The organism is Bradyrhizobium sp. cf659, from assembly GCF_900113725.1.
In the GTDB taxonomy this organism is placed as follows: domain Bacteria; phylum Pseudomonadota; class Alphaproteobacteria; order Rhizobiales; family Xanthobacteraceae; genus Bradyrhizobium.
This window is the reverse complement of the sequence record NZ_FOQJ01000004.1, coordinates 279,756-302,588: the sequence shown is the minus strand read 5'-3', so window position 1 is coordinate 302,588 and position 22,833 is coordinate 279,756. Positions and strand designations below refer to the sequence as shown.

Here is a 22,833-nt window from a genome sequence, read left to right as displayed (position 1 = left end):
AATGCCCGGCTCTGGATGAGAGAGCCGGGCTTGCAGTCGTGTCAGGCCGAGGCTGAGGGGCTGTCGGCCTGACGGGAAAGGGCGGCGAGACGCCAGCTCGCGCAGGGAATGTCCTTCGGTGCGACCACGATCTCCTTGTCGAAGCGCACCAGCTTCCAGTCATCGGGATGATTGACGAAGGCAAATCTGGATTTGCGGGCGAGCGAGATCATGGTCTCGTTGGAGCGCAGCGTGTCACCGAACATGTGCTCGGCGCCCAGCGCGGCCGCGCGGCATTCGAGATTCCTCATGAGCGCGGTGGCGATGCCGTGGCCCTGCCAGCGGTCGTCGACCGAGAGGCCGAATTCGAGCGTCGCGGTCTCGGCATGCAACGCGTAGCGCGCTTCAGCGACGATGGTCTCGAAGCCGTCGACCATCTTGGTCGCGACGATCGTGAAGCGCTCGCGCTCGCCGACCTGGAGGAAGTCGTGCAACAGGCCCTTCGGCAATTCGCTGATCGCGCCGAAGAAGCGGTTGTAGCGGGAGCGGGTCGAGAGCGCGCGGAAATAGTGCTGAAGCTCCTCGGTGTCGCGCGGCTCGACGAAGCGAACGTTGAGCGCCTCGCCGTCCCGCGTGCGCAGCACGTCCGAATATTGCTTCAGGTCTTCGAGGCGAAGGATGCTCATGACACGTGCCCTGGGAAAGGGGACCGCCGGCGCCCCTGTGATCAGGCGGCGCCGGCCTGGCGGCCAATCAGGCCCGCCAGAAGGGTTTGTCGGCCTCATAGGCGATGTCGGACCAGGACAGGCCGACGTCCTGCAGGTCGCGGGCCGTCCAGTTGGTCAGCTCGCGGCGGGTCCGGTAGCGCTCGTGCCAGACATGGAGCGTCTCGCCGATCTGCTGGATCAGGCCTGGCGCATGATGATTTGTCATCGAATTCTGGGTCAAGGTAGACATTTTCAGCTCCTAGAGCTAAGTTGACGGCTAATATCTGCGCTCCATCGCATTGCGACAAACGACAATTTGTACCTCTTCGCATGAAATAACGTCATGTATCCTGCTGCCAAATGACTGCCAGATTGCCCTCCCTGAACGGATTGCGGGCCTTTGAGGCCGCCGCGCGCCATCTCAGCTTCACGCTGGCGGCGACGGAGCTGAACGTGACGCAGACCGCGATCAGCCATCAGATCCGGCGATTGGAGGAGGAGCTCGGCATCCGCCTGTTCATTCGGCAAAACCGCGCGCTGGCGCTGACGCCGGAGGCGCGTGACTACCTGCCGGGGGTTCGCGCCGCCTTCAACGACCTCCGCCTCGCCACCGACCGCCTGCTGCGCAGGGACGACGACAAGGTGCTGACCCTCTCGACGCTGGCCTCGCTTGCGGCAAAATGGCTGCTGCCGCGGCTGACCGATTTCCAGGAGCAGCATCCCGGCATCGACGTCCGCATCACCACGTCGACCAGCCTCGTCGACTTCCAGCGCGACGATGTCGATGCCGCAATCCGCTATGGCCGCGGCCAGTGGCCGGGCCTGCGTGCCGACTGGCTGATGGCGGACGAGCTGTTTCCGGTGTGCAGTCCGTCGCTGCTGCGCGGCGACAAGCCGCTACAGCGTCCGGAGGATCTGCGAAATCATCCGCTGCTGCACACCTCCAACGCCAACAGCGACGACTGGCGGCTGTGGCTGACGGCGGCAGGCCTGCCGGCCGATATCGCCAAGCAGCCCGGCATCACCTTCGACATGATCTTCATGACCATCCAGGCTGCGATCGACGGCATCGGCGTGGCGATGGGGCGGACGTCCTACGTGCAGGACGACATCGCCAAGGGCCGGCTCGTCGTCCCCTTCAAGATCGCGCTGCCGGCCGATGCGGGTTTCTATCTGGTCGCGCCGGAGGGGCGCCGCGAGGCGCCAAAGCTCGCCGCGTTCCGTCAATGGATCGTTGCTGCGACGCAAAATAAAGCCTGAAAAATCATCAGCTTCCTCTGGAAAACCGATTGACCCGCCGCGCCCTGCGCGGCAAGGGGTAAGACAGATTGTCGCAGCATCAATCTGTCGCCTTGCCGTGACGCTGAGTTCCGGTCCGGCCACGTCCCAGGGAGTTCCGTCATGGCTGGACCAGCAACCAATCCGCCCGAGATCAAATCGCGCATCGGCGCGATCCTGCGCGCCACATCCGGCAATTTCCTCGAGCAGTTCGACTTCTTCCTGTTCGGCTTCTATGCGGCCGCCATCGGCAAGGCGTTCTTCCCCTCCACCAACGAGACGGCCTCGCTGCTCAACACCTTCGGCGTGTTCTGGCTCGGCGCATTGATGCGGCCCGTCGGCGCGATCGTGCTCGGGGCCTACATCGACCGCATCGGCCGCCGCCAGGGCCTGATCGTCACGCTCGGCATCATGGCCATCGGCACCGTCGTGATCGCGTTCTGCCCGAACTACGCGACCATCGGCATCGCGGCGCCGGTCATCGTGCTGATCGGCCGCCTGCTGCAAGGCTTCTCCGCCGGCGTCGAGCTCGGCGGCGTGTCGGTGTATCTCGCCGAAATCTCCACGCCCGGCAATCGCGGCTTCTACACCTCGTTCCAGTCGTCGAGCCAGCAGGTCGCGATCTTCGTGGCCTCGATCCTCGGCTATCTCCTCTCCGAGGTGATGCCGGCCGACACGGTGGCCGCCTGGGGCTGGCGCATTCCCTTCTTCGTCGGCTGCCTGATCATTCCCCTGATCTTCGTCCTGCGGCGCACGCTCGAGGAGACACCGGCCTTCCTCGCCATGAAGAAGCATCCGACGGCGAGCGAGGTGTTCGCCTCCGCGCTCGCCAACTGGCGCATCGTGATCCTCGGCATGATGATCGCGATCCTGACCACGACGACGTTCTACTTCGTCACGGTGTACACGCCGACCTTCGGCAAAACGGTGCTGAAGCTGTCGACGCAGGACGCGCTGCTCGTGACGCTGCTGGTCGCCGTGACCAACTTCTTCTGGAATCCGGTCGGTGGCGCGCTGTCCGATCGCATCGGCCGCAAGCCGGTGCTGATCACCATCGCCTGCCTCGCGCTCGTCACCGCCTACCCGGCGCTGCACTGGCTGGTGGCCGCGCCGACCTTCGGCAAGCTGCTCGCGGTCGAGATGATGTTCTCGTTCTATTTCGGCGTCTACAGCGGCACCATGCTCGGCGCCCTCGTCGAGATCGTGCCGGCGCATGTCCGCACCACCTGCTTCTCGCTCGCCTTCGCGCTCGCCGCCGCGCTGTTCGGCACCTTCACGCCGCTCGCCTCGACCTGGCTGATCGAGCGGACCGGCGACAAGGCCTCGCCCGGCTTCTGGCTGATGTTCGCCGCCCTGCTCGGCATCATCGCGGCCTCGACGGTGTATCGCAGCGGCGGCAAGGCGGTGCCGACATATGATGCGGTGGCGGAGCCGGTTGCGGGGCACTAGCTCAGTGTCATTCCGGGGCGCCTCGAAGAGGCGAACCCGGAATCCATTTCTCCCAGCATTCCTGTCGCACGATGGATTCTCTGATGCGCCATTGCGCATCATAGCTCGATGCTTCGCATCGCCCCGGAATGACAGTGGGGGCCTACAGCTCCACCACCACGTAATCGCTCTCGACCTTCACCGTGACAGTCTCGGCGACATACGGCCCCTTCACCACGCTCGCGCCCGGCTCGACATGGGCCGGATAGGCCTTCACGCGGAAGCGGCGGGGGTCGCAATAGGACTGGCCGGTGCGGATGTCGAACTCCCAGCCGTGCCAGGGACAGCGGATGATCTCGCCAAGCTTGGTGTATTCGATCTCGCCGGGATCGCTCGATTGCGCGAGCCCGATCAGCGGGCCCTCGCACAGCGCCGCGCCCTGATGCGGGCAGCGGTTCATCAGGCCGAAATATTCGCCCTTGATGTTGAAGACCGCGATCGGACGCCCGTCGATCTCCAGGAATTTTCGCGTGCCGGGCGGAAGCTCATCCACTGGCGCGATGACATGACGCGCCATCATCAATCCCGTAGAGAGTCCGGGCATTGCCCAGGTAAAACGCCTCGCGGTTGGCTTCGCTGACGCCCGCAGGCAGAACACGCGACGGCTCGTCGTAGTCCCAATGCGGATAGTCGGTCGCGAACAGCAGGCGGTCCCAGCCGATCCACTTGATGACGTCGAACAGATCCTCGCGCCGCTCCGGATCCTCCATCGGCTGCGTGGTCCACCACACTTGCTCGCGGATATATTCCGACGGCGGACGCTTCACGTGCGGCACTTCGCTCCTGAGCCGCTGCCAGGCCTTGTCCAGTCGCCACGCAAGCGACGGTGCCCAGCCGAAGCCGGCCTCGATCATCACCATCTTCAGCTTCGGGAAGCGCTCGAACACGCCTTCCAAAACGAGACTGGCCAGCGCCGATTGCTGGCACTGCGAATGCCCGACCATTTCCTCAATGTAATAGGAAGGCCAGCCCGACGGCGTGATCGGGTTGCCGCCGAAGCCGAAGGCATGGACGCCGACGGGAAGGCCGGCCTCTTCCGCGGCCTGATAGATCGGCCAATAGCGGCGCTGGCCGAGCGGCTCGACGTTGCGGCTGAGCAGCAGCACCTGAACGAAATTCTTGTCCCCGGCGCGCTCGCGGATTTCGGCGGCGGCCGACAGCCCGTCCTCATTGCCGACGACGATGGACGCTTTCAGCCGTTTGTCCCTGCTGGTCCATTTGTCGATCTGCCAGTCGTTGATCGCCGAGCACAAAGCGGCCGAGAGCTCGTGATTGCGGATGCCCTGCCCGGTGTTGAGAGGATTGAGCACGCCCAGCTGCACGTTGTTGGGGTCGAGCAACTGCTTCTGCATGAAGGAGAGCGAGGAGCCCTGCGGCCCGCCTTCCGGCGGATAGGCGTCGCGGCGCGAGGCGTTGGGCTGGGCCTTCGGATAGGGCGGGCCTTCCATCATGCCCTGATAGGCGTGCACGCCGTAGACTTCGAGATGATGCTGCCAGCGTTTGGCGAGATAGGGATAGAGCTCGGTGCGGGTGGCGCGGGCCGGATGGATGTCGCAATCCGCAATCGCGGTCTTGGTCGTCAGGGGGGAAGCGGCTTCGGTGCTTTCGCGGAATTGAATATTCATCGCCTTGCCTCCTCTGGCAGCGGCTAAGTCAGGCGGGGATAGGTCGCATGCGGATTGTCGATCATGATCTTGCGCACGAGATCGGGGGTGAGGCCCTGGGGCAGCGCGTCCTGGCCGTCGAACTGCCAGTGTGGATAGTCCGTGGAGAATAGGACCAATTCGTCCGACTGCATATGATCAAACAGGCGAATTAATGTCTCGGGTTCCGGCGGTGCATCAAATGGCTGTAACGAGAAGCGGATGTTGCTGCGCACAAGTTCCAGCGGCGCGCGATCGACCCAGGGCGTCTCCATCCGCACCCCGCGCCAGAATTTGTGAAGCCGCCAGAGATAAGGGGAGATCCAGGAGACACCGGACTCCAGCATCACCATTTTCAGCCGCGGATATTTGGCGAACACACCCTCGACGATCACGCTGGTGAGCTGGGTCTGGAACGCCTGGGCCTGACCGACATAATCCTCGATGTGGTAGGAACCCCAGCCCACTGCGGTCGGCGGATTGTGATAGGTGGAACCGGCATGGATGCCGACCGCGAGGTCCAGCCGTTCCGCGGCCTCGTAGATCGGCCATAGCACGCGCTTGCCGAGCAGCGTGTCGCCCATGACCAGCATCAAGACCTGCACGAAGCGCCGGTCCTGCGCGCAGCGTTCGATCTCGGCGACGGCCTTCTCGACGCTTTGCGTGGGGATCACGATCGAGCCGCGCAGCCGCTTGTCACGATCGAGCCATTCCTTCACCAGCCAGTCGTTCAGCGCGCGGCAGAACGCAGCCTGCATGTCCTCGGAAAACACCATCTGCACGCCGTAGAGCGGATTGCAAATGGCATGCTTGAGCTGAAAGGGATCGAGCACATGGCGCTGCATGGCCTCCAGGCTTTCGCCCGGCTTGCCGCTCTCGGGACGCCAGTCGGGACGTGCCACGATCGGCGAGTTCGGCGGGTAGGATTGCGAGATCAGGTCGACCATGCCGCGCGTCGTTACCTGATCGCGCCAATAGTCGTTCAGGTACGGCAGCAGGCTGGTCAGATGCGGCACGGCCGGATGCACATCGCAATCCACCCCGCCGGCAATCAGGGACGCCATCACGTCTCCTTCACGTTTCCTCGTCACGTCGTCTTGCGAGCGGCCTGGCCGCTCCGCCTTGTGCGCTATTCAAGCAGGCCTGACCGTCGCCCGCAACTCGGCCAAGGCAGCCAGCTTATGCTAGGAAGGCTGAGCTCGGTTGCGAGGCAATGAGAGGTTAAAGGGATGAAAGAGCTCGTCGGCATTGCGGAACAGGTCGCGGCCCAGTTGATCGCGCGCAAACAGACCATCGCGGTGGCGGAATCCTCGACCGGCGGCCTGATCTCGGCCAGCCTGCTCGCGGTGCCTGGTGCATCCGCCTATTTCGTCGGTGGCGCCGTGGTCTACACCCGCGATGCCAGGCGCGTGCTGATGGATATTTCGGATGACGGCATGAAGGGTCTTCGCTCCTCGTCGGAGCCCTACGCGAAGCTCCTCGCCGAACAGATGCGCAGCCGCTTCAATTGCGACTGGGGCCTGTCCGAAACCGGCGCCGCCGGCCCCACCGGCAACCGCTACGGCGACGACGCCGGCCATAGCTGCATGGCGGTCGCAGGCCCCGCGGTAGAGGTGATGACGCTGGAGACGGGCAGCAGCGACCGGTTTGCGAACATGCAGGTGTTCGCGGCGACGGCGCTGAGGTTGCTGCTGAGGAAGCTATCGGAGTAGCCGCATCATCGTCTGCGGACGAGAGAGAGCGGCGCCGCCTTACATTCGGTGTCGTCCTGGCGAAAGCCAGGACCCATAATCCCGAATGGAAATTGTTGCGGTCGGCGGGGCCACAGCTTCTTCCAGCAACATTCGATGGTGGTAATGGGTCCTGGCTTTCGCCAGGACGACGTTGGGGAGGCACGGTGCCTAGCGCCCCAAATGCCGCATGAAGATCCGCACCACATATCCCTGAAACCGCGGGGCTTCGTCGTAGAGGTCTGACGCGATCCGCTCGATGGTCTCGCGCAGCGACAGGAACTGCGCCTGCCGCGCGCTGCTTTCGGTGCCCTGCATGCCCGCGAGCTCGTCCATAGCGGCGTCGCTGATCTGACACTGCACGACCTCGCCGTCGTTCAGCATGGTAAAGCGAAAGGCCAGCCGTTCGAGATCATGACCAATGATTTTGTCGCGCGTCAGCGGCATCCAATTGTCCCGTTCGCGCCCCCGAACGGGACAATGCTGAAAATCTGGCGCGTTGTCACCATCCGCGCCAGGGGACATGGCAGTCATACGGAGCCTATCAACCAGCGCGGCGCTATGAGACGGCGACTCGCCACCTTCAGTAGGCGAACGCCGTGCCGGTCGGCTTATCGAGTGCCGCGGCCAGCGATCGGTACTCCTCGCAATCGGTCCCGCAGATGGATGCGATCCGGCCGAGGTGATAGAGCGCTTGCTCGCGGTTGCCCCGCTCGAGCTGCCACAGTCCATAATACTGCCACGTCAGCACGTGGTTCGGATCGGCCTTCAATGCGCGCTCGTACCAGACCTGCGACTGCTCGTAGTCACCGAGCTTGCGGTAGGAGTAGCCGATGAGGTTGGCGACGTTCGGATGGTCGTCATGTCCAAGCGATTTCAGTTGCGCGATCGCGGCCGCATAGTCGTTGCGCTCGTAGATCGTGTCATAGGCCACGCGGTAGCCGGCCGCGAATGCGGGATCGCCGATGCTCGACTGGTTGTTGGGCTTTTTGTTCTTCTGCGTGGCCTTCGTTCCCGAGCGCTTCGGATAGGTCGGTTGGGCCGTGCTCGGCGCTGAATAGGTGCTCGCAAAAGGATCCATGCCGCCACCTCCGCCACCGCCACCGCCGCCTCCTGCAGCATATGCCGGGGACGCCAGCACTGCCGCAAACGTTCCCAGCGCAACGAACCTGATCATCGTTTCGATCATTTCTGTCTCCTGTCTCCATCCAAGCGGCCCCGGACGAATTGATAACCCTGCGTTGGCTTCGATATTCCGTGACGCAGTGCTCACGGAGACGTCAGCGTTCGTACGACAGTTCTGTTGTCCTTTACTGGAATGCCACCTCGGCAAAGCTTCTCAGCTTTCGCGAATGCAGGCGCTCCGACTCCTGCTGCTTGATCTGCTCCAGCGCCTTCAGGCCGATCTCGAGATGCTGGCCGACGCGGCGGCGGTAGAATTCGCTGGCCATGCCCGCGAGCTTGATCTCGCCGTGCAGCGGCTTGTCGGAGACGCAGAGCAGCGTGCCGTAGGGGACGCGGAAGCGGTAACCATTGGCGGCGATCGCGGCCGATTCCATGTCGAGTGCGACCGCGCGCGATTGCGACATGCGGCGGATCACCCCAGGCCCGGAGATCTCCCAGTTGCGGTTGTCCACGCTCGCGACCGTGCCCGTGCGCATCAGGCGCTTGAGCTCGAAGCCTTCGAGGCCCGTGACGTCCTCGACCGCCTCCTCGAGCGCGACCTGCATCTCGGCGAGCGCCGGGATCGGCACCCAGAGCGGCAGTTCGCGGTCGAGCACATGGTCCTCGCGCACGTAACCATGGGCGAGCACGTAGTCACCGAGCCGCTGCGTGTTGCGCAAACCCGCGCAATGGCCGAGCATCAGCCAGGCGTGCGGGCGCAGCACCGCGACATGGTCGGTGACGTTGCGGGCATTGGATGGACCGGTGCCGATATTGATCAGCGTGATGCCGCGGTAGCCGGGCTCGACCAGATGGAAGGCCGGCATCTGCGGCGTGCGTGTCGGCGCGTCCCCGGTCGTCGCGCCGCCGCTCCGCGTGATCACATTGCCGGGCGCGATGAAGGCCTCGAGGCCGGCCTCGCCGGACTGAAGCCGCTGCTGGCAGAGCTGCGCGAAGGCATCGACGTAGAACTGGTAGTTGGTGAAGATCACGAAGTTCTGGAAGTGCTCGGGATCGGTGCCGGTGTAGTGATAGAGCCGCCGCAGCGAGTAATCGACGCGGGCGGCCCGAAACAGGGACAGCGGCTCGGGCGCCCCCGGCTGGAGCTCGAAGGTGCCGTCGGCGATCGAATCGTCCATGGTGGCGAGATCGGGGACGTCGAACGCGTCCCGCAGCGATCGCGCCACAAGGGAATTCTCGCCGGTGGTGATGGCGGCCTCGATGTTGATGTCGCGGCGATAGGCGAAGTGAATCGGGATCGGCTCGGCCGACTCGCCGATCTCCACGGGCACGCCGTGGTTCTGGATCAGCAGCCCGATCTGTTCGGTCAGATAGGCGCGGAACAGATCCGGCCGCGTGACGCTGGTCTCGTGCACGCCGGGGCCGGCGACGAAGCCGTAGGAGAGACGCGAATCCAGCCGCGCATACGTCGCGGTGGTGAGGCGGACAAAGGGATAGTAGGCCCGCGCCCGCGTCGTGATCGCTTCGCCGTTGACATAGGCCTCGAACCGGTCGCGCAGGAACTTCGTGTTGCGTTCGTAGATCTCTTCGAGCCGGGCGACGGCCGCGGACGCGTCGGAGAAGGATTCGGTGGCGATGGAGGGCGGGGATTGCATGGTTCGAACGCCGGGTTGCAGGGGCTTGGGTCGAACTATAGCAAGAACGATGGGAGTCGTCAGCGCAGGGCGGCTTGCGCATCAGGCGCACCGCTGTCATGCCCCGGCTTGACCGGGACGTCCAGTACGCCGCGACGTCGCGGTTCAATCACAGCGGCCAATGAATACTGGATCGCCCGGTCAAGCCGGGCGATGACAGCGGGTGTGCAGCACGCGCTCGCGGGATGACGCGCCGCGGCGCATCACTTCTCCCGGAACGCCCGCATGAACTGGTCGTGCAGCGGCTTCATCAAATAGGACAGCATGGTGCGGTCGCCGGTCTGGACGAAGGCTTCCACCGGCATGCCGGGGATGATCCTGGAGTCGCCGAGGCGGGCGATCTCTTCCGCCGGCAACGAGACGCGGATGGTGTAGTAGCTCTGGCCGGTGCGCTGGTCGGTGGTGACGTCGGGCGAGACGCGGCTGACGACGCCGTTGAGCTCGGGCGTGGTGCGCTGGTTGAAAGCGGACAGGCGCAGCAGCGTCTTCTGGCCGATCTGGAGCTTGTCGATATCGACCGGATTGACCTTGGCCTCGACCTGAAGATCGTCGGCCTGCGGCACGATCAGCATCAGCGCGTCGCCGGCGGTGATGACGCCGCCCACGGTATGCACGGTCGATTGCAGCACCATGCCGTCCTGCGGCGCACGGATATCGACGCGGCGCAGCTGGTCTTCGGCAGCGACCTTGCGCTCGATCAGCTCGCCGATCTTGTCGTTGGTCTCGCGCAGATCCTTGGAGACCTCGCTCACCATGTCCTTGTCGACCTGGATGATCTGGAGCTCGGTCTCGGTGATCTTGCCCTTGGCCTGCGCCCGCGAGGCGATGTACTGCGCGCGCTCACCGTTGAGGCGGGCGCTGTCGCGCTCGAGCGTGGTCAGGCGCGAGATCTGCACCAGGTGCTTCTCGTAGAGATCGCGGACGCCGGTGAGCTCCTGCTGCACCAGCGAGATTTCCTTGTCCTTGGCCCGTTCCTGCGCGGAGAGACCCTCGATCTCCTCGTTGAGCTGCTGGATGCGCTCGCGAAGCTGCGCCTTCTGGCCGGCGCGGCCGTTGACGCGGACGTCGAACAACTTGGTTTCGGCGGAGAGCAGCGTCTTGACGTCGGGGTCGTTGCTGCGATCGAGCAGCGATTGCGGGAATTCGATCCTGTCGACACCGCGCTGCTCGGCCTGGAGCCGCGCCGCGCGCACCTGTGCGGCGTCGAGATTCTTGGTGACGATGGCGAGGTTGGCCTTGGTGACGGTGTCGTCGAGCCGCACCACGATGTCGCCGGCCTTGACCACGTCGCCGTCGCGGGCGCGCAGCTCGCCGACCACGCCGCCGGTCGGGTGCTGCACCTTCTTGACGTTGGATTCGACCACGATCTGGCCCGGCGCGATCAGCGCGCCCGAGATCAGCACGGTGGAGGCCCAGCCGCCGAGGCCGACGACCAGAACCAGCACGATCCCGAGCCCGAGCATCAGGTGAAACCTGATGGAGTCCCGCACGGTCTTCCTGGCGGCGGGCTTCGTGCCGCCGATCGCCATCGTGCTCATGCCTTGGCTCCGCCCTCGCTGACGATCTTGATCGGTGCCGGCGGCGTCACGCGCGGCTGGAGCACCTGGGCGAGCACCTGCTCCTTCGGGCCGAAGGCCTGCATGCGGCCGTCGCGCAGCACCAGGATCTGGTCGACCGCCTCGACGCCGATGGGCCGGTGCGCCACCACGACGACGATGGCGCCACGCTCGCGGGCGGCGCGGATGGCGCGGGTCAGCGCCTCGTCGCCTTCGGTGTCGAGATTGGAGTTGGGCTCGTCGAGCACGATCAGGAACGGATTGCCGTAGAGCGCGCGCGCCAGCGCCACGCGCTGCGCCTGGCCTGCGGAGAGCGCGGCGCCCTGCTCGCCGACCTGCGTGTTGTAGCCCTCACGCATCTTGATGATCATCTCGTGCACGCCGGCCTCCTTGGCCGCGGCGATGATGGCGTCGGAGACGGCCTCGGGATCGAAGCGGCTGATGTTCTGCGCGATGGTGCCGCCGAACAGTTCCACGTCCTGCGGCAGATAGCCGATGTGGCGACCGAGCATGTCGGAGGACCATTGGTCGAGCGCGGCGCCGTCGAGCCGCACCTTGCCGCGCACCGGCTGCCAGACACCGACCAGCGCACGGATCAGCGAGGATTTGCCGGAGCCGCTCGGCCCGATCACGCCGAGACCGTTGCCGGCGGCGAGCGCGAAGGTGATGTCCTGCACGATGAGGCGCTGATCGCCCGGCGGCACCATGGCGACGCCCTCGACCGAGAGCCGGCTGGTGGGCGCCTGCAACTGGGTCGGCATCGTCTGCGCCGGCATCTGCTCCAGCAGGCGGGTCAAGCGCTGCCAGCTCTGGCGTGCCGCGACGAAGGATTTCCAATGCGCGATGGCGAGATCGACCGGCGCCAGCGCGCGGGCCGACAGGATCGAGCCGGCGATGATGATGCCGGCGGTCGCCTCCTGGTGGATGACGAGATAGGCGCCGACCGCGAGCACGGCGGATTGCAGCATCATGCGCAGCACCTTGGCGATCGCGCCGAGGCCGCCGGCGACGTCGCTCGCACGCTGATTGCCGGCGAGATATTTTTCGTTGGCCTCGCTCCAGCGCTGGTTCATCCGGCTGGTCATGCCCATCGACACCATCACTTCGGCATTGCGACGGCTGGAGGCGGCGAGATCGTTGCGCTGGGCCGCAAGCCCCATCGCCTCCTTCGCCGGCTGGCGGGACATGAACTCGGTGACCACCGTCAGCCCGACCAGGATGATGGCGCCGACCAGGGCGGTCACGCCGATCATGACGTGGAAGGCGAAGCAGATGGCGAGATAGAGCGGCAGCCAGGGCAGGTCGAAGAACGCGCTCGGTCCCATGCCGCCGAGGAAGGAGCGGACATTGTCGAGGTCGCGCAGCGGCTGGAGGCCCTCGTTGCGGTTGCCGACCAGCAGCGGCAGGCGCACGACGGTGTCGAACACGCGCTTGTTCAGGGCTTCGTCGAGCGAGGTGCCGATCCGCCCCAGGATCCGGTTGCGGATCATGTCGAGCACGCCCTGCGCCATGTAGAGGAAGCTGGCAAGGATGATCAGGCCGACCAGCGTCGGAATGCTGCGGCTCGGCAGCACCCGGTCGTAGACCTCCAGCATGAAGATCGACCCGGTCAGATAGAGCAGGTTGATCATGCAGCTCATCAGGCCAACGCCGACGAACGCCGTGCGACAAGCGCGCAGCGCGTCAGCGAGCTCCGAACGGCGAACGCCAGGGACGGCTGCCATCAGTCTGATCTCTTTCGGGTAAGGGGCAAAGCCCCTGATTTCAATGGCAATTTCAGGAGTAATTGACCCGGATTAACATCGCGTTTTCGTCCCTTGTCCAACGCGGCTGAATCAACCCGATCCCCCTGTGGGGGCACATCACCCCCTGATGGCCCGGCGCGCAAGTCCGGAATCTCACAGGCTTGCGGCTTTTTCTTGCAGACATGTCACCTCTCCCCAGGCGGGGAGAGGTCGAAAGTTTGGTCAACTGAACCCTGGGGCCGCTAGAACCGGCCGCCGCCGCGCACCAGCCGCACCACGAGCAGCAGGATGACCGCGCCGATGGCGGAATAGACGATCTCCGACACGAGCCCGGTGCCGATGCGAATACCGAGCTTTGGGAACAAGAAGCTGGCCACAAACGCGCCGGCGATGCCGATCACGATGTCGCCGATGATGCCGAAACCGGCTCCCCGCACCACCTTGCCGGCCAGCCAGCCGGCAACCAAGCCGACGAACAGGATGACGAGCAGGCCTTCGTTGGAAATGTACATAAGTGAGGTCCCTCTCCGTGAACGGGGCCATGGAACCGGAACCGGGATGAATGGGGTCTGAATGGTGGTCGCCCGCCCCGATTGCCCAGGCGCAGGCAAGAAAGTCGAAAGCAACCCTACTTCAGATCGACGGTGAGCGGCTCCGCCAGCACGCACCTTGCCGCCCGGCCCGGTCCCACCTCCACATTCGCAGGCAGCTGCTCCAGGCAGCGCGGCTGGGCGGCGGGGCAGCGGGGGGCGAAGGAGCAATTGTGGGGCTTTTCGGCCAGCGACGGCGGGGTGCCGGGGATGGTTTCGAGGCGGGCGCCACGCTTGGCGCCGTGGATGGTGGAGGCGAGCAGGCCCTTGGCATAGGGGTGCACCGGCGTGCGGACGATGTCACGCAAGGTTCCCTGCTCCACGATCTGGCCGGCATACATCACCGCGACGCGGTCGCAGATCTCGATGGCGACGCCGATGTCGTGGGTGACGAAAATGACGGACATGCCGAACTCGCGTTGCAACTCGCGCAGCAGCAACAGGATCTGGATCTGCACGGTGGCATCGAGCGCCGTGGTCGGCTCGTCCGCGAGCAATATCTTGGGACGACAGGCGAGGGCCAGCGCGATCATCGCGCGCTGGCGCATGCCGCCGGACATCTCGTGCGGATAGGCGTCTAGCCGGCGCCTGGCCGAGGGAATGCGCACGACTTCGAGCATTTCGAGCGCGCGTGCCCTGCCCTCCGCATGACTCTTGCCTTCGTGACGCACGACGCTTTCGGCGATCTGCGCGCCGATAGTGTAGACCGGATCGAGCGCGAGCGCGGGCTCCTGAAAGATCATCGACACGGTCTGGCCGCGGAACGACGAGAGCTCCTCGTCGTTCATGGCGAGAACGTCGCGCCCCAGAACATTGACGCGGCCGGAGATCTGCGTGCGCTTCTTCGGCAGCAGCCGCATCAGCGCGCGCAAGGTCACGCTCTTGCCCGAACCGGACTCGCCGAGCAGGCCCAGCACCTCGCCGTCTCCCAGCGAGAGGCTGAGATCGTTCACGGCATAGACCGTGCGCTCGCCGGTGAAACGGATGTTGAGGCCTGAGATCTCGACGAGCTTTGTCATGACGGCAATTTCGGCAACCTGTCGTGATAGTCGGTGACGCGCTGGAACGCCGCGCCGATGGTGAGCAGGGTCGCTTCATCGAAGGAGCGGCCGATCAGCTGCATGCCAACAGGCAGGCCGCTCTTGGTGAAGCCGGACGGCACGGTCAGCGACGGCAGGCCGAGGAAATTCACCGGACGGGTGAACAGCGTCAGCCGCTGCAACAGCGCCGGCGCGTTCGGCCCGCCGCCGACGTCGCTCTCCTCGATCGTCGGCGCCGGCACGGGCGACGCAGGCGCGATCACCGCATCGACGCCGGCGGTTGCGGCGTTGTGCGCCGCGAGCGCCGGGCCACGCCAGCGCATCGCCTCGAGATAGGTGATGGCGGGCACAGCAAGCCCGTTCTGAAGCCGCATCAGCACCTGAGGGCCATAATCCTGCGGGCGCTCGATCATCCAGCGCTTGTGGAAGGCGGCGGCTTCCGCCGCGAGCACGAGCTGGCTCGCCGAAGACAGTTGCCGCTGGTCCGGCAGCTCGACCTTGACGATGTCGGCGCCCTCGCGCTTGAGCACCGCGATGGTCTCGTCGAGCACGCGCGCGACCTCGCCGTCGAGATCGTCGACGTAGAAGGACGCGGGTACGCCGATCTTGAGGCCCTTCAGCGAACCCTTGGTCGCGCCGACATAGTCAGACAGCGGCTCGTGGCTCGCGGTCGAATCCTCGGGATCGGGGCCGGCCATCAGCGCCAGCAGCAGCGCACAGTCCTCGGCGGTGCGGGCGAGCGGGCCGACCGTGTCGAGCGATTGCGACAGCGGCATCGCGCCGGCGCGGCTGACGCGGCTCCAGGTGGTCTTGAGCCCGGTGACGCCGCAGAAATGCGCGGGCATGCGGATCGAGCCGCCGGTGTCGGAGCCCAGCGCCGCATAGGTCAGGCGCGCGGCAACCGCCGAGCCGGAGCCCGAGGACGAGCCGCCGGTGATATGCGCGACGTTCCAGGGATTGCACACCGGACCGTAATGGGCGTTGTGGCCGGTCGGGCCATAGGCGAATTCGGCGAGGTGCAACGTGCCGAGCCGGACCTGGCCGGCATCCTTCAGCCGCTGCAGGGCGGTGGAGGTCGTCGTCGCGACGAAATCGCGGCGGATCAGCGAGCCGCAGGTCGAGACCTTGCCGGCGTCGTAATACATGTCCTTGTGCGCGAGCGGCACGCCATGCAGCGGCCCGCGCACGTCATCCTTGGCCAGCTCGGCATCGGCGGCCTCGGCCGCCTTCAGCGCGGCCTCCGCCTCGATCGACATGAAGGCGTTGAGATGCGGCTGCCACTGCGCGATGCGGTGCAGCAGCGCGCGCGTCACCTCATGGGAGGACACCTGCTTCATCGCGATCGCACGCGCGACCTCGGTGAGCGTCATCAATGCAGGTTCGGTACTCATTTCGACACCTTCTGCGTCTGCGCGAGCACGTAAGAAGCCGGCTCGAGGTCGAACGGCAGCGTGCCGGCAATGGCGGCGAAGCCTTCGAAGGCGGGTCCGATGGAGTTGGAGATGCGCGTTGCGATCTCGTCATCCACGGGAACGCCGGCGATCTGCGCCATGGGCTTGATCTCTTTTGGTGTCGGTCTCGTCATGCGATATCCCCTGCGGACGCGCGGCTATGGCCTGAACCCGGAATGGCCATGTAGCACGCGGCCTCGTGGCCCATTGTATCGACCGCCGTGAGCTTTGGTGCGGCATTTGCGCAGAGCGGCTCCGCAAACGCGCAGCGCGTGTGGAAGCGGCAGCCCGAGGGCGGATCGATCGGATTGGGCGGATCGCCGGTGATCGGCGGCTTTTCCGTACGCCTGTCAGGATCCGAGGACGGCATCGCCGCAAGAAGCGCGCGCGTATAGGGATGCGCAGGGCTATCCCAGACCTGGTCGACCGGACCGAGCTCGACGACCTCGCCGAGATACATCACCAGCACGCGATCGCTGATGTAGCGGACCACGTTGAGGTCGTGGCTGATGAAGAGATAGGTCAGGCCGAACTCGCGCTTGAGATCGGCGAGAAGATTCAGCACCTGCGCCTCGACGGATTTGTCGAGCGCGGAGACGGCTTCGTCCAAAATCACCAGCCGCGGCGACAGCGCCAGCGCCCGCGCGATGTTGACGCGCTGGCGCTGACCGCCGGAAATCTCGTGCGGATAGCGATTGGCGAAGTTTTCCGGGCGCAGGCCGACCTTGCCGAGCAGCTCGCGCGCCAGCGCGCGTGCCGTGCCGTCGGCCATGCCGTGGACCTTCGGGCCGAAGGCGATGGATTCCTCGATCGTCAGGCGTGGATTGAGCGAGGCGTAGGAATCCTGGAACACCATCTGCATGCCGCGGCGCAGCTCGCGCAGCGACAGCGCCTGGCCGACGGTCATGCCGTCATAGATGATGTCGCCGTCATCGCGCGGCATCAGATGCATCAGGAGGCGCGCGGTGGTCGACTTGCCGCAGCCGGACTCGCCGACGATGCCGACGGTCTCGCCCTTGGCGACGGAGAAGGAGACGTTGTCCACCGCGCGCACGGTGCGTTTCGCGGCGAACAATCCGCCACGGACGGGGAAGTGCTTCGTCAGGCCGTTGACCTGGAGCAGCGGCTGCGCGACGCCGCCGCGGTCCTCGACCGGCTCGAGCATTGCGACGGAAGTGCTGGTTTCGCTCATGGCCTAATTCCTGATGTCCATGGCGCTACGCAGGCCGTCCGAGAGCAGGTTGAAGCAGATCGAGACCGCGAAGATCATCGCGCCGGGAAGCGCGGCGACCCAGGGATTGATGTAGATCGCGGTACGCAGCGTGTTCAGCATCAGCCCCCATTCCGGCTCCGGCGGCTTGGTGCCGAGGCCGAGGAAGGAGAGGCCGGCGGCCAGGATCATCGAGACCGAGATCAGGCTGGTGGCATAGACGAAGATGGCGCCCAGCACGTTGCCGAGGATATGCACGCGCATGATGGTGAAGGCTCCGGCACCCGAGGCGCGCGCGGCCTCGACGAAATCCATGTTGCGCACGCCGGTGGTGACGCTTTCCGCGACGCGGGTGATCTGCGGCACGAACACGATGGTCAACGCCACGATGGAGTTGAGGATGCCGGCCCCGAGCGCGCCGGAGATGGCGATGGCGAGCAGCACCGACGGAAAGGCGTAGAACACGTCCACCGTGCGCATGATCGCGGTATTGAGCTTGCCGCCGACGTAGCCGGCGACGAGGCCGAGCGAGGTGCCGATGCAGAAGGCAAGGATGACGGGCAGGATGCCGATGACCAGCGACAGCCGCCCGCCATAGATCAGCCGCGCCAGCATGTCGCGGCCGAGCTCGTCGGTGCCGAGCGGGTAGCCCGTTGTGCCGATGTGGCGCAGGCGCCGGATCATCGAGCCCTTGTAAGGATCTTCCAGACCCAGCCACGGCGCGAGGATCGCTGACAGGAAGATCAGCAGCAGCACCAGCGCGCAAGCCATGCTGACCTTGTCGCGCATGATGCGGCGGCCGACCGTCGCCCAATAGCCGCGCGCCTTGGTCGCCGGCGCGGCCTGGAGCGCGGCATCGCTGGTGGCAGACAACGGAAGCTCGCTCATCGGCTAGCCCCGCTTGATGCGCGGGTCGATCGCGGCTTGCGCGATGTCGACCAGCAAATTGAGGAAGACGAAGAACAGCGCCAGGACCAGGATCGTGCCCTGGAGCAGCGGCAGGTCGCGCTGGAAGATCGCCGAATTGAGCAGGAAGCCCGAGCCCGGCCAGGAGAACACGGTCTCGATCAGGATCGAGCCACCGAGCATGTAGCCGAGCTGGAGCCCCATCACCGCGAGCGCGGTGGGCGCGGCGTTCTTGATGACGTGACGGAACACGCCGGTTTCGTGCAGGCCCTTTGCGCGCAACGCCTCGACGAAATCCTGCGAGAGGATGTCGCCGGTGAGCGCGCGCACCGTGCGGGTGACGATGCCCATCGGGATCACCGAGGTCGTGATCGCCGGCAGCACGAGATATTTCAGATGCGCCCAGTCCCACGCCCAGGAGTTGGAGCCGTTGGGCCCGGCGCCGACCGCGGGCAGCCAGTTCAGCTGGACCGAGAAGATGATGACCAGCACCATGCCGAGCCAGTAATGCGGCACCGAGACGCCGGCGATGGCAAAGGAGGTCGCGACCTTGTCGATCCAGGTCTCGCGGAAATAGCCGGCGATCAGGCCGAGCAGGATGCCCATGGTGAAGCCGATGATGGCGGCGGCAATCGCGAGCGTGACGGTGTTGCCGACCGCGCGCATGACCTCGGCGAGCACAGGGCGCCCCGTCGCGATGGAATTGCCGAGATCGCCATGAAGGGCACGGAGCAGCCAAAGCCCGAACTGCACCGGCAGCGGCCGGTCGAAGCCGTAGGCGGCGCGCAGCTGCGCCGCGAGCTCCTGCGAGGCGTCGGCCGGCAGCACGGCAACGAGCGGATCGCCCGGCGTGATGTGCACGAGCAGAAAGCACACCAGCGCCACGCTGATGACGATCGGGATGACATAGACGATGCGTCTGGCGGTATAGGCAAGCACGGTTGGTTCTTTCTTCCTTCTCCCCTTGTGGGAGAAGGTGGCGCGCAAGCGCCGGATGAGGGGTTGTTTCCGCGGACGACATTGCATCGATTGAGAGGTCCGCATCCGCGGAGAGAACCCCTCACCCGGCTTCGCTTCGCGAAGCCACCCTCTCCCACAAGGGGAGAGGGTGCACCGTGCGTGTGGCGCGAACTACTGCATCGACACCAGCGAGAAGTCGATGAACCAGCTCTTCGGCTGCACGACGCCGGTCACCTTCGGGCTCATGGCGCGCGGGCCGACGTCGTGGGCGACGTAGAGGAAGGCTGCGTCGTCGACGGAGGCTGCGTGCAGCTCGGCGAGCGCGGCATCACGCGCGGCGGGGTCGAAGGTCTGGCGCGCCTTCTTGACCAGCTCGTCGAACTTGGAATCGTTGATGAAACCCCAATTGTTCGAGACCGGCGGCGCCATGCTCGATTGCAGGAAGCGCACCAGCGCGAAGAACGGGTCCATCGCCGCGTAGGTGACGTTGGTCGCGTTCGAGCCGTTGGCGCTGGGATCCTTGGCGCCGCGGCGCCAGTTGGTGAACAGCGTATTCCACTCGATGACGTCGAGCTTCACGTCGAAATAGCATTCGGCGAGGGCCTGCTGGAGATATTCGTTCATCGGCAGCGGCTGCATCTGGCCCGAGCCGGACGCCGAAGTCTGGATCTTCACCGTCAGCTTCTTGGCTGGACCAAAGCCCGCCTCCTGCATCAGCTTTTGCGCGGCCGCCTTGTCATACTTGATCTCGAAGCTCGGCTTGCCGCGCCAGGGATGGCCGGGCTCGAAGGTGCCGGTCGCGGGCACCATCAGGCCGGCGAGCAGTCCGTCCTTGAGGCCTTCGCGATCGACGCAGAGGTTAGCGGCCTTGCGCACGCGGATGTCGTTCCAGGGCGAGCCTTCGGTGCGCGAGAACTGCCAGGGCCAGACATGCGGCTGCTCGTTGGCGTAGAGCTTGAAGCCGCGCTGCTTGAGCTCGGGCAGCGCATCCGGCGCCGGCGCCTCGACCCAATCGACCTGACCGGAGAGCAGCGCGGCGGTGCGGGCGTTCGCCTCCGGCATCGGCAACAGCACCATCTTGTCGACCTTGGGCACGCGTGCCTTGTCCCAATAGCTCGCGTTCTTGACCAGCTCGAGCCGCTCGCGCGGGGTGAAGCTCGCCATCTTCCAGGGGCCGGTGCCCGCGGCGTCCTTGGCGAAGGCGGTCCAGGCGGCCTGCGACTTCGCCTTGGCGTCAGCACCTTCCGCCTTGTCATAGAAATGCTGCCACTTCGCCGGGCTCGCCATGAAGAGGTTGGTGAGATTGATCGGCAGGAAGCTGTCGGGCTCCTTGGTGGTGAGCTCGACCGTCATGTCGTCGATCTTCTTCGCGGAGGCCAGCGTCGGCATGCGCGAGGCGGTGACGCCGACCTGGCTGGCGTCGAACTGCGGCGCATCCTGCTTCAGCACCTTCTCGACGTTCCAAACCACGGCATCCGCATTGAACGGCGAGCCGTCATGGAAGGTGACGCCGGGGCGCAGCTTGAAGGTCCATTTGGTCTTGTCGGCATCATCGACCTTCCACTCGGTCGCAAGGCCGGGGATCACCACGCTCGGCTTGTCGGCGGAAGACAGGTCCCAGCCGGTCAGCGCATCATACATGGTGAGGCCGGTGAAGCGGTTGCCTTCAAAGCCCTGATCGGGCTGACCCAGCGTGCGCGGAATATCGGCAGCAGTCATGCCGATGCGCAGCACCGTCTCCGCGCTGGCCACGCGCGGCCAGGCGGCGGCACTGCCGAGCGCCACCAACGCGATCAGCGCCGCGCGGGTCTTGTTCTTCTTGATAAGCATCGCCTCAGTCCTTTTCCGGCTTCCGATGATTAATTTTGATGCAATCGTATGCAATGGCTATGCCAAGGAGATACTTTTTCTGCAAATTGCTCCTGCGACGACAAGTCCTTGTGATGACGCACGGGCGAAATCGGCGCGCTGCCTATTCTGGCATCAAGATTGCAAGTTTGGCCCCAGATCCTCCCTGGAGCTTTGGGCCATGCGTATTCGTCTGTCGACCTGTCTCGCCGTGCTTGCGCTGGCGGCTTCCGCAATCTCGGCACGCGCCGAAACGGTGGTGCGCTACGGCATCTCGATGGCGGACATTCCGCTGACCACCGGCCAGCCCGATCGCGGCGCCGGCGCCTATCAGTTCACGGCCTACACGATCTACGATCCGCTCGTCGCCTGGGAGATGGACGTCGCCGATCGTCCCGGCAAGCTGGTGCCGGGGCTCGCGACCGAATGGAAGGTGGACGATGCCGACAAGACCAAATGGCGCTTCACGCTTCGCAAGGGCGTGAAGTTTCACGACGGCAGCGAATTCAACGCCGACGCCGTGATCTGGAATCTCGACAAGGTGCTCAACGACAAGGCGCCGCAATTCGACAAGCGGCAGAGCGCGCAGGTGAAGACGCGACTGCCGTCCGTCGCGAGCTACGCCAAGATCGACGATTCCACCGTGGAGATCACCACCAAGACGGTCGATTCCTTCTTTCCCTATCAGATGCTGTGGTTCCTGGTGTCGAGCCCCGCGCAGTACGAGAAGCTCGGCAAGGACTGGGACAAGTTCGCCAGCCAGCCCTCCGGCACCGGCCCGTTCAAATTGACCAAGCTGGTGCCGCGCGAGCTTGCGGAGCTGACCAAGAATCCGGACTACTGGAACAAGAAGCGCATCCTCAAGGTCGACAAGCTGGTGCTGGTGCCGATGCCGGAAGCGCTGACGCGCACCAACGCGCTGCTCGCCGGGCAGGTTGACCTGATCGAGACGCCGGCGCCGGACGCCGTGCCGCAGCTCAAGGCGGCCGGCATGAAGCTCGTCGACAACGTCACGCCGCATGTCTGGAATTATCATCTGAGCGTGCTGCCGGGCTCGCCCTGGACCGACATCCGCCTGCGCAAGGCGCTGAACCTTGCGATCGATCGCGAAGCGGTGGTCGGCCTGATGAACGGCCTGGCAAAACCCGCCAAGGGCCAGGTCGATCCGTCGAGCCCGTGGTTCGGCAAGCCGAGCTTCGAGCTGAAATACGATCCTGCGGCGGCGAAGAAGCTGGTCGAGGAAGCCGGCTACTCGAAGGCCAAGCCACTCAAGACCACCTTCATCATCGCGCAGGGCGGCACCGGCCAGATGCTGTCGCTGCCGATGAACGAGTTCTTGCAGCAGAGTTTCAAGGAAATCGGCATCGAGATCGACTTCAAGGTGGTCGAGCTCGAGACGCTCTACACGCATTGGCGCAAGGGCGCGGCCGACGAGATGAACGCCGGCATCACCGCCAACAACATCGCCTATGTCACCTCAGACCCGCTCTACGCCATCGTCCGCTTCTTCCATTCCGGCCAGATCGCGCCGGTCGGCGTCAACTGGGGCGGCTACAAGAACCCGAAGGTCGACGCCTTGATCGACGAGGCCAAGCAGACCTTCGATGCCGCCAAGCAGGACGAACTCTTGGCCCAGGCCCACGCGCTGATCGTCGACGACGCCACGCTGGTCTGGGTGGTCCACGACACCAACCCGCATGCGCTGTCGCCGAAGGTGAAGCAATTCGTCCAGGCGCAGCACTGGTTCCAGGACCTGACCACGATCGGGGTGGAGTGAGGGCCACGTAGGCCGCTCCACTTAACACTGTCGTCCCGGCGCAGGCCGGGACCCATAACCACAGGATTGGGTTTGGCGAAGACAGCCCACTCCGATCTCGCGCAAC

22 protein-coding genes are annotated in these 22,833 nt (G+C 65.2%); 4 read left to right on the top strand and 18 right to left on the bottom strand.

Features of this window, described 5'->3' with window-relative positions:
* Nucleotides 1–41 precede the first annotated feature (41 nt).
* Nucleotides 42–665, bottom strand: coding sequence for a GNAT family N-acetyltransferase (locus BM118_RS20445; protein WP_092187283.1), 624 nt, complete (start codon nucleotides 663–665; stop codon nucleotides 42–44).
* 67 nt (nucleotides 666–732) lie between these two features.
* The gene (locus tag BM118_RS20440) at nucleotides 733–936 is read right to left on the bottom strand and encodes a DUF1127 domain-containing protein (protein WP_092187282.1); all 204 of its coding nucleotides are present in this window, start codon (nucleotides 934–936) and stop codon (nucleotides 733–735) included.
* Nucleotides 937–1,046: 110 nt separating this feature from the next.
* Between BM118_RS20440 and BM118_RS20435 the strand changes: the two genes are divergently transcribed.
* Together BM118_RS20435 and BM118_RS20430 are read left to right on the top strand one after the other, a co-directional pair.
* A complete protein-coding gene (locus BM118_RS20435) occupies nucleotides 1,047–1,946 on the top strand; it encodes a transcriptional regulator GcvA (protein WP_092187281.1) in 900 nt (299 codons plus the stop codon).
* A 141-nt stretch (nucleotides 1,947–2,087) separates the two neighbouring features.
* Nucleotides 2,088–3,413, top strand: a complete 1,326-nt coding sequence (locus tag BM118_RS20430; RefSeq protein WP_092187280.1) for an MFS transporter — start codon at nucleotides 2,088–2,090, stop codon at nucleotides 3,411–3,413.
* A 142-nt stretch (nucleotides 3,414–3,555) separates the two neighbouring features.
* Here the strand turns inward: BM118_RS20430 and BM118_RS20425 are convergent, their stop codons facing one another.
* Genes BM118_RS20425 through BM118_RS20415 form a run of 3 tightly spaced genes read right to left on the bottom strand, consistent with a single transcriptional unit; the run spans nucleotide 3,556 to nucleotide 6,159 of the window.
* Nucleotides 3,556–3,969 (bottom strand): Rieske (2Fe-2S) protein, encoded by a 414-nt coding sequence (locus BM118_RS20425; protein WP_092187279.1) that lies wholly within the window; start codon nucleotides 3,967–3,969, stop codon nucleotides 3,556–3,558.
* Nucleotides 3,938–5,077, bottom strand: a complete 1,140-nt coding sequence (locus BM118_RS20420; protein ID WP_092187278.1) for an amidohydrolase family protein — start codon at nucleotides 5,075–5,077, stop codon at nucleotides 3,938–3,940. The genes BM118_RS20425 and BM118_RS20420 overlap by 32 nt, the downstream gene beginning before the upstream one ends.
* A 23-nt stretch (nucleotides 5,078–5,100) precedes the next feature.
* Complete coding sequence (locus tag BM118_RS20415) at nucleotides 5,101–6,159, bottom strand: amidohydrolase family protein (protein WP_177234495.1); 1,059 nt, start codon at nucleotides 6,157–6,159, stop codon at nucleotides 5,101–5,103.
* Nucleotides 6,160–6,324: 165 nt separating this feature from the next.
* On the opposite strand from BM118_RS20415, the gene BM118_RS20410 reads away from it, so the two are divergent.
* Nucleotides 6,325–6,807 (top strand): CinA family protein, encoded by a 483-nt coding sequence (locus BM118_RS20410; RefSeq protein WP_092187276.1) that lies wholly within the window; start codon nucleotides 6,325–6,327, stop codon nucleotides 6,805–6,807.
* Nucleotides 6,808–6,996: 189 nt separating this feature from the next.
* Here BM118_RS20410 and BM118_RS20405 read toward each other — a convergent pair whose 3' ends face one another.
* The 13 genes from BM118_RS20405 to BM118_RS20345 form a co-directional block, all read right to left on the bottom strand.
* Entirely contained in the window at nucleotides 6,997–7,272 is a 276-nt protein-coding gene (locus BM118_RS20405) for a DUF1488 family protein (protein WP_027543415.1), read from the bottom strand.
* A gap of 136 nt (nucleotides 7,273–7,408) precedes the next feature.
* Nucleotides 7,409–8,014: a tetratricopeptide repeat protein gene (locus BM118_RS20400; protein WP_092187275.1), complete on the bottom strand. Its 606-nt coding sequence runs from the start codon at nucleotides 8,012–8,014 to the stop codon at nucleotides 7,409–7,411.
* Nucleotides 8,015–8,135: 121 nt separating this feature from the next.
* The gene (locus tag BM118_RS20395) at nucleotides 8,136–9,605 is read right to left on the bottom strand and encodes an AMP nucleosidase (protein ID WP_177234494.1); all 1,470 of its coding nucleotides are present in this window, start codon (nucleotides 9,603–9,605) and stop codon (nucleotides 8,136–8,138) included.
* A 242-nt stretch (nucleotides 9,606–9,847) separates the two neighbouring features.
* Entirely contained in the window at nucleotides 9,848–11,182 is a 1,335-nt protein-coding gene (locus BM118_RS20390; RefSeq protein WP_092187273.1) for an HlyD family type I secretion periplasmic adaptor subunit, read from the bottom strand.
* Nucleotides 11,179–12,924 (bottom strand): type I secretion system permease/ATPase, encoded by a 1,746-nt coding sequence (locus BM118_RS20385; protein WP_092187272.1) that lies wholly within the window; start codon nucleotides 12,922–12,924, stop codon nucleotides 11,179–11,181. Before BM118_RS20385 ends, BM118_RS20390 begins: the two co-directional genes overlap by 4 nt.
* A gap of 263 nt (nucleotides 12,925–13,187) precedes the next feature.
* Nucleotides 13,188–13,457, bottom strand: a complete 270-nt coding sequence (locus BM118_RS20380; RefSeq protein ID WP_011090639.1) for a GlsB/YeaQ/YmgE family stress response membrane protein — start codon at nucleotides 13,455–13,457, stop codon at nucleotides 13,188–13,190.
* A 116-nt stretch (nucleotides 13,458–13,573) separates the two neighbouring features.
* Entirely contained in the window at nucleotides 13,574–14,554 is a 981-nt protein-coding gene (locus BM118_RS20375) for an ABC transporter ATP-binding protein (protein ID WP_092187271.1), read from the bottom strand.
* Nucleotides 14,551–15,966 (bottom strand): amidase, encoded by a 1,416-nt coding sequence (locus BM118_RS20370; protein ID WP_092187270.1) that lies wholly within the window; start codon nucleotides 15,964–15,966, stop codon nucleotides 14,551–14,553. Before BM118_RS20370 ends, BM118_RS20375 begins: the two co-directional genes overlap by 4 nt.
* Nucleotides 15,963–16,160 carry a hypothetical protein gene (locus BM118_RS20365; protein WP_092187269.1) on the bottom strand — a complete coding sequence of 66 codons (198 nt, stop codon included), beginning with the start codon at nucleotides 16,158–16,160 and terminating at the stop codon, nucleotides 15,963–15,965. Before BM118_RS20365 ends, BM118_RS20370 begins: the two co-directional genes overlap by 4 nt.
* Nucleotides 16,157–17,218: an ABC transporter ATP-binding protein gene (locus tag BM118_RS20360; protein WP_177234493.1), complete on the bottom strand. Its 1,062-nt coding sequence runs from the start codon at nucleotides 17,216–17,218 to the stop codon at nucleotides 16,157–16,159. The genes BM118_RS20365 and BM118_RS20360 overlap by 4 nt, the downstream gene beginning before the upstream one ends.
* A gap of 3 nt (nucleotides 17,219–17,221) precedes the next feature.
* Nucleotides 17,222–18,124: an ABC transporter permease gene (locus tag BM118_RS20355; protein ID WP_092187268.1), complete on the bottom strand. Its 903-nt coding sequence runs from the start codon at nucleotides 18,122–18,124 to the stop codon at nucleotides 17,222–17,224.
* A gap of 3 nt (nucleotides 18,125–18,127) precedes the next feature.
* Complete coding sequence (locus tag BM118_RS20350) at nucleotides 18,128–19,081, bottom strand: ABC transporter permease (RefSeq protein ID WP_092187267.1); 954 nt, start codon at nucleotides 19,079–19,081, stop codon at nucleotides 18,128–18,130.
* 192 nt (nucleotides 19,082–19,273) lie between these two features.
* Nucleotides 19,274–20,932, bottom strand: a complete 1,659-nt coding sequence (locus tag BM118_RS20345) for an ABC transporter substrate-binding protein (RefSeq protein ID WP_092187266.1) — start codon at nucleotides 20,930–20,932, stop codon at nucleotides 19,274–19,276.
* 199 nt (nucleotides 20,933–21,131) lie between these two features.
* On the opposite strand from BM118_RS20345, the gene BM118_RS20340 reads away from it, so the two are divergent.
* Entirely contained in the window at nucleotides 21,132–22,727 is a 1,596-nt protein-coding gene (locus tag BM118_RS20340; RefSeq protein ID WP_092187265.1) for an ABC transporter substrate-binding protein, read from the top strand.
* Nucleotides 22,728–22,833: the final 106 nt, after the last annotated feature.